Source organism: Williamsia sp. SKLECPSW1 (assembly GCF_054332755.1).
Genome location: NZ_JBTGLI010000002.1, coordinates 223,007 through 236,863 on the forward strand (window position 1 = coordinate 223,007; position 13,857 = coordinate 236,863).

Here is a 13,857-nt window from a genome sequence, read left to right on the forward strand (position 1 = left end):
GCGACGTCCGGGCGTTCGTCAGCGCAGGCGGTACCGGGGGTCGGTCGGGCCGGCGGGACCGGTCGGGTCTACCACCTCGCCCTCGACGACGGTGACCCCGCCGCCGGTCATCGGCCCGAAACGCTCGACGACGCGGGCCATCCGTCGTGCACCGACGGCGGCGACCGCGGGACGCGCGACCGCGCGCACCGGGGGAAGCAGGAGCAGGATCCCCGCGACCGTGCTCACCAGGCCCGGGACGAACAACAGGACCGTGGCGAAGGCGAGCAGCGCAGCGTCGGTGAGAGATCGGGCCGATGCCGCGGACCCCGCCTGCGCGAGACGCAGATCGGCGAACACCTTGGCACCCTGACGTCTCAGCAACGCGAAGCCGACGACGATCGCGACCAGGGTGAGCAACAGCGTCCACCAGAATCCGATGGCCCAGACCAGACCGACGAAAGCCGCGATCTCCACGGCCAGGTATCCGACGAACACTGCGAGCTTCATGTCCCTCCAACGACCGGGACGCCCGATTTTCTCCCGTCGTCGACGAATTCGTACCCGGACGGGCTCGATCGGCGGTCAGCCGCCCTCGATGTCGCCTTCGGTCTCGAGGAAGACCTGCTGCAGCCGCCCCAGGGTCTCCGGGTCGGGGTTCTTCCACATCTCACGTCCGGACGCCTCGAGCAGACGCTCGGCGATGCCGTGCAGCGCCCACGGGTTGGATTTCGCCATGAACTCCCGGTTGGTCTCGTCGAAGACGTAGGACTCCGCGAGTTGCTCGTACATCCAGTCGGCCACCACGTCGGTGGTCGCGTCGTAGCCGAACAGGTAGTCGACGGTGGCCGCCATCTCGAACGCACCCTTGTACCCGTGGCGCTGCATCGCGGCGATCCACCGCGGGTTGACGACACGCGCACGGAAGACGCGGGACGTCTCCTCCGAGAGCGTGCGGGTCTTCACGGTGTCGGGACGCGTGCTGTCCCCGATGTAGGCCTCCGGCGATCGGCCGGTCAGCGCGCGCACCGTGGCCACCATGCCGCCGTGGTACTGGAAGTAGTCGTCGGAGTCGGCGATGTCGTGTTCGCGGGTGTCGGTGTTCTTCGCGGCCACCGCGATACGTCGATATGCCGAGCGCATGTCGTCGACGGCGGCGACGCCGTCGAGACCGCGTCCGTAGGCGTAGCCACCCCACGCGGTGTAGACCTGCGCCATGTCCTCGTCGGTACGCCACTGCTTGGAGTCGATGAGTTGCAGGAGGCCGGCGCCGTAGGTCCCCGGCTTCGACCCGAACACACGCGTCGTGGCCCGACGGTGGTCGCCGTGGTCGGCGACGTCGGCACGGGTGTGCGCGGCGACGAAGTTCTGCTCGTCGGGCTCCTCGAGGTCCGACACGAGCTGTACCGCGTCGTCGAGCATGGTCACCACGTGCGGGAAGGCGTCCCGGAAGAACCCGGAGATGCGGACGGTCACGTCGATGCGAGGGCGTCCGAGCTCGTCGAGCCCGATCACCTCGAGGTCGCGGACCCGGCGCGACGCCTCGTCCCAGATCGGCATGACACCCATCAGGGCGAGGACCTCGGCGATGTCGTCGCCTGACGTGCGCATGGCGCTGGTCCCCCACACCGACAGGCCCACCGACCGGGGGTACTCGCCGTGGTCGGCGAGGTATCGCTCCAGCAGGGAGTCGGCCATGGCGCGACCGGTCTCCCACGCCAGGCGGGACGGCACCGCCTTGGGGTCGACGGAGTAGAAGTTTCGACCGGTCGGCAGGACGTTGATCAGGCCGCGCAGCGGTGACCCGCTGGGTCCGGCGGGGATGAACCCGCCGTCGAGGGCGTGCAGGACGCGCGCCACCTCCTGGTCGGTCTGACGCAGTCGCGGCACCACCTCGGTCGCCGCGAAGTCGAGGATCTCACCGACGGCGGCGGGGTGATCGGCCGCGACGGTCGCGACCTCCTCCCGGGACCAGTCGGCCTTACCGCAGGCGGCGACGAGTTCGCGGGCGACTGTCTCGACGCGGTCGGTGTCGTCGCGGGACGCCTCCCCCTCGGCGAGCCCGAGGGCCTCACGCAGACCCGGCAGGCTGCGGGTGCCGCCCCACAGCTGTCGGGCGCGCAGCATCGCCAGGACGAGGTCGACCTCGACGTCGTCGGCCGGCGGGGACCCCAGCACGTGCAGACCGTCGCGGATCTGCACGTCCTTGATCTCACAGAGCCAGCCGTCGACGTGCAGCAGCATGTCGTCGAACACGTCCTCGTCGGGGCGTTCGGTGAGGCCGAGGTCGGAGTCCATCTTCGCCGCCTGCAGCAGCGTCCAGATCTGCTGGCGGATCGCGGGCAGCTTCGACGGGTCGAGGGTGGAGATGTTGGCGTGCTCGTCGAGCAGTTGCTCCAGGCGTGCGATGTCGCCGTAGCTCTCGGCCCGCGCCATCGGCGGGATGAGGTGGTCGACGAGGGTCGCGTGTGCACGTCGCTTCGCCTGGGTCCCCTCGCCGGGGTCGTTGACGAGGAACGGGTAGATCAGCGGCAGATCACCGATCGCCGCGTCGGTCCCGCACGCAGCGGACATCCCGAGGGTCTTGCCGGGCAGCCATTCCAGGTTGCCGTGCTTGCCGACATGTACGACCGCGTCGGCGCCGAACCCGTTGTCGCGGTCGGCTACCCAGCGATAGCACGCCAGATAGTGATGCGAGGGCGGCAGGTCCGGATCGTGGTAGATCGCGACCGGGTTCTCACCGAAGCCACGGGGCGGCTGGACCATCAGCACGACGTTGCCGAAGGTCTTCGCCGCGATGACGACGTCGCCGTCGGCGTTCGCGGTGCGGTCGACGTACAGCTGCCCCGGTGCCGCGCCCCAGTGCTCGGCGACGGCGTCCCGCAAACCGGGATCGAGGGAGTCGAACCACGGCCGGTAGTGCTGCGCCGACAGACGGACGGGATTGGCCGCGAGGGCGTCCTCGGTGAGCCAGTCGGGGTCCTGCCCACCGGCGGCGATCAGGGAGTGGATCAGCGCATCCGAGTCGTTCTCGGCGAGGCCGGGGATGGCGTCCGGGCCGGACTCCGGTCCGATGTCGTAACCGGCGTCGCGCATCGCCCGCAGCAGCGCGAGCACGCTCGCGGGTGTGTCGAGCCCGACGGCGTTGCCTATGCGCGCGTGCTTGGTGGGATACGCGGACAACATGATCGCGATCCGCCGCTGCTGCGGCGGTGTGGACCGCAGACGGGCGTAGGACGTCGCGATGCCGGCGACGCGCGCGCACCGTTCGTGGTCGGGGGCATACCAGGGCAGGCCGTCGTCACCGAACTCCTTGAACGAGAACGGGACGGTGATGATCCGACCGTCGAACTCCGGGACGGCGACCTGGGTGGCGACGTCGAGCGGCGAGAGTCCGTCGTCGTTCTCGTCCCACGCTGCCCGCGACGACGTCAGACACAGCCCCTGCAGGATCGGCACGTCCAGGGAGGCGAGCCGCTCGATGTTCCAGGCGTCGTCGTCCTCCCCCGCCGAGGCGGTCGCGGGGACCGCGCCACCGGCGGCGAGAACGGTGACGACCAGCGCGTCGGCCTGACCGAGGGTGTCGATCAGGTCGTCGGGTGCGGTACGCAGCGAGGCACAGAAGATCGGCAACGAGCGGGCGCCGCGGGCCTCGATCGCATCGCACAGTGCATGGATGTAGCCGACGTTCCCGGCGAGATGCTGGGCCCGGTAGAAGAGCACCGCGACGGTCGGGCCGTCGTGGGTGTCGTCGGACGCGGGGCGCTCGAGCACACCCCAGTGCGGGGTGACCGTCGGCGGCGCGAAGACGGCGCCGGTCATCAGGACGGTGTCGGAGAGGAAGCCGTGCAGCGAGACGAGGTTGTCGACACCGCCCTGAGCGAGGTAGTTGTGCGCCTCCGCGGCGACGCCGCCCGGCACCGTCGACAGCGACATCAGGTCGGGGTCGGGCAACTGCTCACCGGACAGGACCACCGTCGGCAGACCCTGGGCGAGGACGGCGTCGAGGCCCTCCTCCCAGGCGCGACGACCACCGAGGATGCGGACGACGACGAGGTCGGCGCCGTCGAGCACCACCGGGATGTCGGACTCGGGCAGCAGGCGCGCGGGGTTGGCGACCCGATAGTCGGCGCCCGACGCCTTCGCGGTGATGAGGTCGGTGTCCGAGGTGGACAGCAGGACGATCAACGAAGCCTCCCGACCGGGTTCTCGCGCCCGATGCTCGACGGTGACCGGGCAGGGGTCTGACTCGATGTCGTCCGGCGACATCACACAGTGGCGCGACCGTGCCGGAGTCCCACCGGCTTCCCGAATACCCGTTCGGATGGCATCACCCTAGCCTGGAGTGATGTCCCGACCGAGCGACCGCTGCCCCGGCGTGCTCGATCCGCACCCGGCGGCCGACGGTCTCGTGGCACGGATCCGGCTGCCCGGGGGTGCGGTGACCCCGCCGCAGATGCAGGCACTGGCGCAGTTCGCGGCGGACCACGGTGACGGTCACCTCGAGCTGACCGGGCGGGCGAACATCCAGGTCCGCGGCCTCGCGGATGTCGACGACCAGGCCATCGCCGGACTACGCGACGCGGGGCTGCTCCCGTCGGGCGCACACGACCGGGTGCGCAACACGATGGTCTCGCCGCTCTCCGGACGTATCGGTGGTCGCGGCGACGTCCGCGGCCTGGCCCGCGACCTCGACACGGCGCTCCTCGACGACCTCGCGCTCGCGCAGTTGCCCGGTCGCTTCCTCTTCGGACTCGACGACGGTCACGGCGACGTCCTCGCGCACCGTCCGGACGTGGGGGTGCTCGCCGTCGACCCGTCGACGGTCGAGGTGATCCTCGGCGGCGTGCGCACCGGCCGGCTCGTCGCCTCGGACGGGGCGGTGGCGGCGCTCCTCGACGTCGCCCGCCGGTTCGTCGGCCTGCGGGGTGACCGCTGGCGGATCGCCGACCTCGACGCCGTCGAGCTGGACGTGCTGATCGGATCGGTGGACGACGCGACCCGGCCGGCGGTCGGTGAGCCCCTCCCCGTGGTCCCGCACGACGGCCCGCTGGTCGGCTGGATGGACCAGGACGACGGCGCGGTGATGCTCGGCGCGGTCGTCGAACTCGCCCGGATCCCGGCCCGCACGGCCGAGTTCCTCGCCGCCGTCGACCACCCGATCGTCATCACCCCCGACCGCGAGGTGCTGGTCTGTGATCTCGCCGACGGGGTCGCGGAGACGGTGGTGAGGGTTCTCGCGCCGATGGGCGTCATCTACGACGCGACCTCACCGTGGGCGCGGGTGAGCGCCTGCGCGGGGGCACCCGGCTGCTCCCGCTCGCATGCCGACGTCCGGGGCGACCTGGTGGATCACGTGGCGTCGGCCGACCCCGACTCGCTCGACGACCGCGAACACTGGGTCGGCTGCGACCGGGGCTGCGGAAGCCCGCACGGCCCCCACCTGCGGGTCGTCGCCGGCCCGGACGGCTACACCCGCCGCCGGACGGGTGAGAAGCCGTCGTCGGGGCCCCTCTAGGGTGAGGCCCGACATGTACGACTACATCCACGACGGCGCCGAGATCTACCGGCAGTCGTTCGCCACCATCCGCCGCGAGTCCCGGCTCGACGGGTACGACGCGGAGACCGAGAAGGTGGTCGTCCGCATGATCCACGCGTGCGGCCAGGTCGATCTCGTCGACGACGTACGGATCACCCCCGACGCCGTGACCCGTGCCCGTGCCGCGCTGCAGGCGGGTGCGCCCATCCTGTGTGACGCCACGATGGTCGCCTCCGGGGTCACGCGTCGACGGCTCCCCGTCGACAACGACGTGGTGTGCCTCCTGGGTGATCCCCGGACCCCCGATCTGGCCCTCGAACTCCAGACCACCCGCACCGCGGCGGCGGTGCACCTGTGGCAGCCGATGCTCGAGGGGGCGGTGGTCGCGATCGGGAACGCGCCCACCGCGCTGTTCGCCCTGCTCGAGCTCATCGATTCCGGGGCGCCCCGTCCCGCGGTCGTCGTCGGCGCGCCCGTCGGGTTCATCGGTGCCGCGGAATCGGCTGCCGCGCTCGCCGATCGGGACGATCTCGACTACGTCACCGTCCTGGGACGACGCGGCGGGTCTGCGATCACCGCGGCCGCGATCAACGCCCTGGCGAGCCCGGTCGAATGACCGCGCCCGGAACGCTCTGGGGTGTCGGTCTCGGTCCCGGGGACAGCGAGCTGGTCACGGTGAAGGCCGCCCGGATCGTCGGCGAGGCCGACGTGGTCGCGTATCACTGTGCCCAGCACGGGAAGTCGATCGCACTGGGTGTCGCCGAGCCGTATCTGCGAGACGGGCAGCTCCGCGAGGAACTGCGGTATCCGGTCACCACCGAGACCACCGACCACCCCGGTGGCTACCGCGGGGCCCTCGACGACTTCTACGCCGACGCCGCCGCCCGGCTCGCGGCGCACCTGGAGGCGGGGAGGTCGGTCGCCCTTCTCGCCGAGGGCGATCCGCTCTTCTACTCGAGCTTCATGCACATGCACAAGCGGCTCGTCGACCGCTTCCCCACCGAGATCATCCCGGGTGTCACCTCGCCGAGTGCCGCAGTCGCCGCCGTGGGCCTGCCGTGGGTCGAGGCCGACGAGACCACGACCATCCTGCCCGGCACACTCCCCCGCGACGAGCTGGTCCGACGCCTCCGCGACGCGGACGCCGTCGCGATCATGAAGCTGGGACGCACTTTCGAGACCGTGCGCGAGGCGCTGGAGATCGCCGGTGTCGCGGACCGGGCCTGGTACGTCGAGCGGGCGTCGACGGACCGGCAGCGTGTCCTGCCCGTCCGCGACGTCGACCCGTCGTCGGTCCCGTACTTCTCCATGATCGTCGTGCCCGGTGACCTCAACGCCGTCACCACGTCTGCGGTCGCGCCGCCGGAGGTCGCCGTCGGCGAGGTGGTCGTCGTCGGTCTCGGGCCGGGCGCCGACCGATGGACGACACCCGAGGTGACCGAGGAACTCGCGCGCGCCACCGACCTCGTCGGCTACACCACCTACCTTCGACGTGTCACGGCACGCCCGGGCCAACGGGTACATGCCAGCGACAACAAGGTCGAGTCCGAACGAGCCTGTATGGCACTGGATCTCGCCGCACGGGGCGGACAGGTGGTGGTGGTCTCCTCGGGAGACCCCGGCGTGTTCGCCATGGCGTCGGCGGTGGTCGAGATGGCCGCCGACCCCATGTGGTCGCATGTACCCGTCCGGGTGGTGCCGGGTGTGACCGCGGCCAGCGCGGTCGCCGCCGCGGTCGGAGCGCCGCTCGGACACGACTTCGCGGTCCTCTCGCTGTCGGACCGGCTCAAGTCCTGGGAGACGGTGGAGCACCGCGTTCGCGCCGCACTGGCCGCCGACCTCGTGATCGCCGTCTACAACCCCGCCTCGCGGGAACGGACCTGGCAGGTCTCGGCCCTGCGGGACATCGTCGTCGAGCTCGCCGGGCCCGACCGCGTCGTCGTCCTCGGTCGCGACGTCGGCGGCCCCACGGAGACGGTGACCGTCACCACCGCCGGGACGATGGACCCGACCGTGGTCGACATGCGCACCCTGCTCGTCATCGGCTCGTCGACCACCACGGTCGTCGACCGCACCGCCGGGCAGGCTGTGTTCACCTCGCGTCGGTACGACCCCGCAGGAGCCGATCCAGCACCGGCATGACGTCGGCCGGGGTGGAGACGTCGTGGTCGGTCACGGGTACCGGTGGCCGCCGCACCATGACGACCTCCAGCCCCAGTTCCGCGGCCGCGGTGAGTTTCGCCCGGGTCAGCTCGCCACCCGAGTTCTTCGTGACCACCAGATGGATCGCGTTGTCGCGCAGCAGCGCCCGTTCGGAGTCGAGATCGTAGGGTCCCCGACTGCGCAGGATCGTGTGATGCGGTGGCAGCTCGTCGGTGGGTGGGTCGACGACGCGGACGAGAAACCAGGCGGTGTCGATCGCGGCGAACGCGCCGACGTCCTGCCGACCCGTGGTGAGCAGGACGCGACCGCCGCGTGCCGCGACAACCTCGGCTGCGCCCGCGATGTCGTCGACCATCGTCCAGCGGTCCCCGTCCGTCGGTTCCCAGGCGGGTCGGCGAACCGCGACCACCGGCACGCCGACCGTCGTCGCGGCCTGTGCCGCATTGTGCGAGATGCGCCGTGCGAACGGGTGTGTGGCGTCGACGACGACCGGACACCGGTGCTCACGCACCCAGTCCGCGAGTCCCTCCGGGCCGCCGAATCCGCCGATCCGGACCTCGCCCACCGGCAGACGCGGCTGCGACACCCGCCCGGCGAGCGACGAGACCACCGAGATCCCGGCGTCGACGAGAAGTGCTGCGACCGCGCGCGCCTCCCCCGTCCCGCCGAGCAGCAGGACGGGGCCGGTGCTGGTCACGACGGTTCCGACAGCTTCGTCATCCGCGCCGCGGAGTACAGGTAGCTGTCGGGGAACCCGGATGCGCCGAGCACGCGGCCGACGAGGATCACCGCGGTCTTGACGATCCCGGCCTGTCGGGTGCGGTCCGCCAGGTCGGCCAGGGTGCACCGAACGATGGTCTCGTTCTCGCGGCTGGCGAACGCCACGACAGCGCACGGGCAGTCGGTGCCGTACGTGTCCAGCAGATCGGCCTGCACGGCGTCGACCTGTCGTGCCGCCAGATGCAACGCCAGTGTGACGCCGGTGCGTGCGAGCTCGGCGAGGGTCTCACCGGGCGGCATGTCGGTCGAGAGTGTCGACACACGGGTGATCAGCAGTGACTGACCCACCCCGGGGGCGGTGAGTTCACGGCCGAGTGACGCGGCGACGGCGGAGAACGCGGGGACGCCGGGGACCACGGTGTGGTCGATGCCGAGGGCGTCCAGCGCCCGGATCTGTTCTGCCATAGCCGAGTACAGCGACGTGTCCCCGGAGTGGAGGCGGGCCACGTCGTGTCCGGCGGCGTGCGCGGTCCGGATGTGGCCGACGATCTCGTCGAGAGGCATCCGCGCGGTGTCGACGAGGACGGCGTCGTCGGGACAGTGCGCGAGGACCTCGCGGGGGACGAGCGACCCCGCGTACAAGCAGGTGCCGCAGCGACGGAGGGTGTCGACCGCACGCAGGGTGAGCAGGTCGGGCGCACCGGGCCCGGCGCCGATGAAGTGGACTGTCACTGGTCCTCCGACTTGCGCACGACCCACTGGGTGACCGGCAGGACCGGTCGCCAGGCCGTCATGGACCCCAGAGGTGCGGCGTTCTCGATGTGGATCCGACGGAGATGACCTCCGCGAGAACGGTGTTCGCCGACGACGAGATGCTCGGACTCGACCGTGACCGCGTTGGCCACCAGACGACCCCCCGGGCGCAGGGCCGTCCAGCACGCGTCGAGCATGCCGTGATCGGTCAGTCCCCCACCGATGAAGACGGCGTCGGGCCGGTCAGCCGTCGGGAAATCGCCCGGAGCGGCACCCGCGACGGTCACCGACCGCGCGACGCCGTGGCGGGAGGCGTTGGCGGATATGCGATCTCGCCGGGACGCGTCGGCCTCGAACGTCCATGCGCGACAGCGGCGGTCACTTCGACACCACTCGATGGCGATGGAACCCGCGCCACCGCCGACGTCCCACAGGGTCTCCCCCGCTGCCGGACCGAGCGCAGCGATCGTCAGGGCCCGCACGCCTGCCTTCGTCAGCTGGCCGTCGTGGTCGTAGGAGTCGTCGTCGAGGCCGGCGGACCGGATCAGGGGCGGGCCGACGCACTCGACGGCGATCACGGCCAGGGGGTCCCCCACCGGCTGGTCCCACGTGTCCGCCGTTCCGGTCACGGACGTCTCGCCGGGCCCGCCGATGCTTCCCAGCACGGTCATCGTCGATCTCCCGAACCCGTGGTCGGACAGTACGGACGCGACCTCGGCGGGTGTACCGGCGTCGCGACCGAGGACGAGCAGCCGGAGTCCGTCGCCTGCCTCGGCGAGCACCGAGTCGACCGGGTCGGTCACCACCGAACACACCGTAGTGCGGGCGAGATCCCAGCCCATCCGCGCTGCGGCGAGGGTCGCGCTCGACACCGCGGGCAGGACCCGGACGCGCTCGGCCCCCAGTCGGGTCACCAGGGTGGCGCCGACGCCGTGGAACATCGGGTCTCCGCTGGCCAGGACGTGCAGCGGCCGTGTCGCCGCGGCGAGAAGCGTGTCGAGGTCGTAGAGCATGGGTGTTGCCCACGGGTGACGTCGCGCGGGCACGTCGTCGGGGAGCAGGTCGAGTTGACGTGCCGATCCGGCGACCGTCGTCGCTCCGAGCAGCTCCTCCCGGGAGCGCTGCGACAGTCCCGACCACCCGTCGGCGCCGATTCCCACGACCACGACCGACGGCGGGGTCATCGGGGCATCCGGCGCCAGATCCCCTGCGGCAGAATGCGCATCACGGCGAAGACGGGACGCAGGGTTCCGGGTATCCACACGGTGGCGCGGCCCCGGCGCAGCGCGCGGACGACGGCCTCCCCCACCTCGCCGGCGGTGCTCGACATCGGCGCGGGCTTCACGCCGGACGCCATCAGTTCCCGCGTCATGGCGCCGACGACGAAGCCCGGCCGGGCGAGGAGCAGGTGGACGCCGCTGCCGTGCAGAGCATCCGAGAGGCCGGACGCGAAGCCGTCGAGTCCCGCCTTCGTCGAGCCGTAGACGTAGTTGGCCCGGCGCACACGGACGCCCGCCACCGACGAGAACACGATGATCGCGCCGGATGCCTGCCGTCGCATCGCCGTGGCGAGCGGGGTGAGGACACTGATCTGGGCGAGGTAGTCGGTGTGGGCGATCTGGAGGGCGTGAGCGTGGTCGGTCTCGGCACGCACGGCGTCACCCAGGATCCCGAACGCGACGATCGCGATGCCGATCGGTCCGTGCTCGGCCACGATCGCCTCGACGAGACCGGGATGCGATGCCGTGTCATCGGCGTCGAAGGCGACGGTGTTCACCGCCCGTGCGCCGGCTCGTTCGAGGAGCCGCCGCTGGTCGTCGAGGTCGTCGGGACGACGGGCCGCGAGCACCACCGTCGCGTCGGCGGCGACGCGTCGCGCGACCTCGACACCGATCTCGCTGCGTCCGCCGAACACCACCACGACACCGTCGGTCGTCGGAGTTCTGCGCAGCACGCATGCATTCTCCCACCGGTCGGACGACGGTCCCGCAGCGGTCTCGGCGACTCTGCGCTGACTACCCTTGCCTGCGTGCCCCGCGACGCCTCCGACCTCACCGACACCGCTCTCGAGTTCCTCACCGACCGACACCTGGCGAGTCTGGTGACGTTGCGAGCCGACGGCACCCCGCATTCGGTCGCGGTCGGCGTCACCTACGACCCCGAGCGTCGTCTCGCGCGGGTCATCACCGTCGAGGGCAGTCAGAAGGTCCGCAACGCGGAGCGGTCGGGGTATGCGGCGGCGACGCACGTCGACGGACCGCGCTGGCTGACCCTCGAGGGGCCGGCGAAGGTGAACCGCGATCCCGAGGGGATCGCGGAGGCCGAGCGTCGATACGCCGCCCGCTACCGGCAGCCGAAGCCGAACCCGCGGCGTGTCGTCATCGAGTTCGAGGTCACCCGCGTCCTCGGGTCACGCACCCTTCTCGGCGAGAAGGACTGATCGGCCCGCTGGGCGACGGATTTTGGCCCGCTGGGCGCTGGGTTTCGGCCCGCTGGGCGAGGGGTTTTGGCACGTTCGGCGGAGGGGCCCGGGGTCAGACGGCGGTGAGGCCGTGGGGGCGGGTGTTCACGGGTTCGCACCCGTCCGCGGTGACCACGACGATGTCCTCGATACGGGCGCCCCAGTGCCCGGGGAAGTAGATGCCCGGTTCGATCGAGAACGCCATGCCCTCGGTCAGGACGATGTCGTTGCCCGACACGATGTAGGGCTCCTCGTGCACCGACAGCCCGATGCCGTGGCCGGTGCGGTGGATGAACGCCTCGGCGAGCCCGGCCTCCGCGAGGACGTCGCGGGCGGCGGCATCGATCGTCTGCGCCTGCACGCCCGGCCGGACGGCGTCGACAGCTGCCTGTTGTGCGCGTTCCAGGACCGCACACAGCTCGGCGATCTCCGCCGCCGGTTCCCCGACGCAGTAGGTCCGGGTGGAGTCGGAGAAGTACCCCGGTGACACCGGGCCACCGATGTCGACGACGACGACGTCCCCCGACTCGATGACGCGGTCGGACACCTCGTGGTGCGGGTCGGCCCCGTTGGGTCCCGAACCCACGATCACGAACTCCGCGCGCGAGTGTCCCTCCTCGACGATCGCGGCGACGATGTCGGCGGCCACCTCCCGCTCGGTACGACCAGCCCGGAGGAACCCGGGCACCCGCGCGTGGACGCGGTCGATCGCCGCGCCGGCCCTCCGCAGTGCATCGATCTCCGCGGTGTCCTTGCCCATCCGGAGTCGGCGCAGGACGGCCGTCGCCAGCACCGGTAGCGCGCCGTTGCGATCGGCCAGCGGGAGCAGATGCAACGCCGGTACGGCATCGGACACGGCCAGGGCAGATCCCGGCGCGAGGCCTTGGAGCGCGAGGGCGTAGGGATCGTCGCCATCGACCCAGTCGCGGGTCGCCATCTCGAGGTCACCGATCGCCGAGGTGCGCAGAGCCGCCAGCTCGAGACGGGGTACGACGACCCACGGGGCGCCGTCGGCCGGGATCACGAGGGCGAGGAGTCGCTCGAAGGTGCTCGCGGTCGACCCGGTGAGGTAGTCGAGATCGGGCCCGGGTCCGACGATCAGGGCGTCGAGGCCGGATTCGCCGGCGGCGGCTGCGGCGCGGGCGAGGCGGTCGGCGTAGACCGAGGAGGGGAATCGCTGCTGACTCACGACGTCCACGGTCTCACGCCGGGTCTCCGGATGCCGGTCAGGGCACGGACCCGGGTCTGGCACAGTGACACACCATGGCAGCTCCCCTGATGTTGCTCGACGGCGCCAGCCTCTGGTTCCGGGCATTCCACGGGATCCCGGAGAAGATCACCGCCCCCGACGGCCGACCGGTCAACGCCGTCCGCGGGTTCCTCGACATGATCTCCGTCCTGGTCGACCGTGAGCACCCCCGACGCCTGGTCACCTGCCTCGACGTGCACTGGCGACCCGAGTTCCGCGTCGCGCTGATCCCGTCCTACAAGGCGCATCGCGTTGCCGAGGTGGTCCCCGCACCCGACGGGGAGACGTTCGTCGAGGAGGTCCCCGACACCCTGACGCCGCAGGTCGCGATGATCGCCGATGTCCTGGCCGCGGCCGGGATCGCGAGCGCCGGCGCCGCGGACTGTGAGGCGGACGACGTCATCGGCACGTTGGCCGACGCCGAGACCGACGACCCCGTCGTCGTCGTCAGCGGCGATCGTGACCTGCTGCAGGTCGTGCGCGACGATCCGGTGCCGGTGCGGGTCCTCTACGTCGGCCGCGGGGTGACGCGCGCGGAGATGTTCGGACCCGACGAGGTGGCCGAGAAATACGGTGTGCCGCACCGGCATCCCGGTAGTGCCTACGCCGAGCTGGCGATCCTGCGCGGCGACCCGTCCGACGGACTGCCCGGTGTCGCCGGGGTCGGTGAGAAGACAGCCGCCACACTGCTGCGCGCGTTCGGTGACCTCGACGCGGTGGAGGCCGCCGCCCGGGCGAAGGACAAACGGATCTCGACGCGGATCGCCGCGTCGCTCGCCGACTCCCGGGACTATCTCGAGGCGGCCCGCACCGTGGTGTTCGTCCGCACCGATGCCGACGTGACCTGGACCTCGGGTTCGGCCCCGGCCGCCATCCCGCAGGCACCCGCCGACGCGGATGCCCTCGCCGCCCTGGTGGCCGACCTCGGCATCACCTCGTCGGTCAACCGTCTCGCGTCGGCGTTCGGCTGGGAACAGCGGTTCTGACCCGACC

12 protein-coding genes and 1 riboswitch are annotated in these 13,857 nt (G+C 71.4%); of the genes, 5 read left to right on the forward strand and 7 right to left on the reverse strand.

Annotated features, from left to right (window positions below; genetic code table 11):
- Window positions 1-18: 18 nt before the first annotated feature.
- Entirely contained in the window at window positions 19-489 is a 471-nt protein-coding gene (locus ACXVUM_RS16910) for an FxsA family protein (RefSeq protein WP_458523093.1), read from the reverse strand.
- Window positions 490-564: 75 nt separating this feature from the next.
- Entirely contained in the window at window positions 565-4,167 is a 3,603-nt protein-coding gene (gene cobN, locus ACXVUM_RS16915; protein ID WP_458523094.1) for a cobaltochelatase subunit CobN, read from the reverse strand.
- A gap of 30 nt (window positions 4,168-4,197) precedes the next feature.
- A riboswitch (cobalamin riboswitch) is annotated at window positions 4,198-4,332 on the reverse strand.
- Between cobN and cobG the strand changes: the two genes are divergently transcribed.
- The 3 genes from cobG (at window position 4,328) to ACXVUM_RS16930 (ending at window position 7,660) form a co-directional block, all read left to right on the forward strand.
- The gene (gene cobG, locus ACXVUM_RS16920; RefSeq protein WP_458523095.1) at window positions 4,328-5,497 is read left to right on the forward strand and encodes a precorrin-3B synthase; all 1,170 of its coding nucleotides are present in this window, start codon (window positions 4,328-4,330) and stop codon (window positions 5,495-5,497) included. Its footprint overlaps the riboswitch before it by 5 nt.
- A 13-nt stretch (window positions 5,498-5,510) precedes the next feature.
- Window positions 5,511-6,134, forward strand: coding sequence for a precorrin-8X methylmutase (locus ACXVUM_RS16925; RefSeq protein ID WP_458523096.1), 624 nt, complete (start codon window positions 5,511-5,513; stop codon window positions 6,132-6,134).
- Window positions 6,131-7,660 carry a precorrin-2 C(20)-methyltransferase gene (locus tag ACXVUM_RS16930; RefSeq protein WP_458523097.1) on the forward strand — a complete coding sequence of 510 codons (1,530 nt, stop codon included), beginning with the start codon at window positions 6,131-6,133 and terminating at the stop codon, window positions 7,658-7,660. Before ACXVUM_RS16925 ends, ACXVUM_RS16930 begins: the two co-directional genes overlap by 4 nt.
- Here the strand turns inward: ACXVUM_RS16930 and ACXVUM_RS16935 are convergent.
- From ACXVUM_RS16935 to ACXVUM_RS16950, 4 genes are read right to left on the reverse strand one after another with little or no spacing between them, the layout of a single operon-like run.
- The gene (locus tag ACXVUM_RS16935) at window positions 7,611-8,378 is read right to left on the reverse strand and encodes a cobalt-precorrin-6A reductase (RefSeq protein WP_458523098.1); all 768 of its coding nucleotides are present in this window, start codon (window positions 8,376-8,378) and stop codon (window positions 7,611-7,613) included. The genes ACXVUM_RS16930 and ACXVUM_RS16935 overlap by 50 nt on opposite strands.
- Window positions 8,375-9,133 carry a precorrin-4 C(11)-methyltransferase gene (cobM, locus tag ACXVUM_RS16940; protein WP_458523099.1) on the reverse strand — a complete coding sequence of 253 codons (759 nt, stop codon included), beginning with the start codon at window positions 9,131-9,133 and terminating at the stop codon, window positions 8,375-8,377. Before cobM ends, ACXVUM_RS16935 begins: the two co-directional genes overlap by 4 nt.
- Window positions 9,130-10,338: a precorrin-6y C5,15-methyltransferase (decarboxylating) subunit CbiE gene (gene cbiE / locus ACXVUM_RS16945; protein ID WP_458523100.1), complete on the reverse strand. Its 1,209-nt coding sequence runs from the start codon at window positions 10,336-10,338 to the stop codon at window positions 9,130-9,132. Before cbiE ends, cobM begins: the two co-directional genes overlap by 4 nt.
- A complete protein-coding gene (locus tag ACXVUM_RS16950) occupies window positions 10,335-11,108 on the reverse strand; it encodes an SDR family NAD(P)-dependent oxidoreductase (RefSeq protein ID WP_458523101.1) in 774 nt (257 codons plus the stop codon). The genes cbiE and ACXVUM_RS16950 overlap by 4 nt, the downstream gene beginning before the upstream one ends.
- 75 nt (window positions 11,109-11,183) lie before the next feature.
- Here ACXVUM_RS16950 and ACXVUM_RS16955 point away from each other — a divergent pair, with 75 nt between their 5' ends.
- Complete coding sequence (locus ACXVUM_RS16955; protein WP_458523102.1) at window positions 11,184-11,594, forward strand: pyridoxamine 5'-phosphate oxidase family protein; 411 nt, start codon at window positions 11,184-11,186, stop codon at window positions 11,592-11,594.
- Between the two features lie 94 nt (window positions 11,595-11,688).
- On the opposite strand, the gene ACXVUM_RS16960 is transcribed toward ACXVUM_RS16955, so the two are convergent.
- The gene (locus tag ACXVUM_RS16960; RefSeq protein WP_458523103.1) at window positions 11,689-12,804 is read right to left on the reverse strand and encodes a M24 family metallopeptidase; all 1,116 of its coding nucleotides are present in this window, start codon (window positions 12,802-12,804) and stop codon (window positions 11,689-11,691) included.
- Window positions 12,805-12,893: 89 nt separating this feature from the next.
- Between ACXVUM_RS16960 and ACXVUM_RS16965 the strand changes: the two genes are divergently transcribed.
- The gene (locus tag ACXVUM_RS16965) at window positions 12,894-13,850 is read left to right on the forward strand and encodes a 5'-3' exonuclease (protein WP_458523540.1); all 957 of its coding nucleotides are present in this window, start codon (window positions 12,894-12,896) and stop codon (window positions 13,848-13,850) included.
- Window positions 13,851-13,857: the final 7 nt, after the last annotated feature.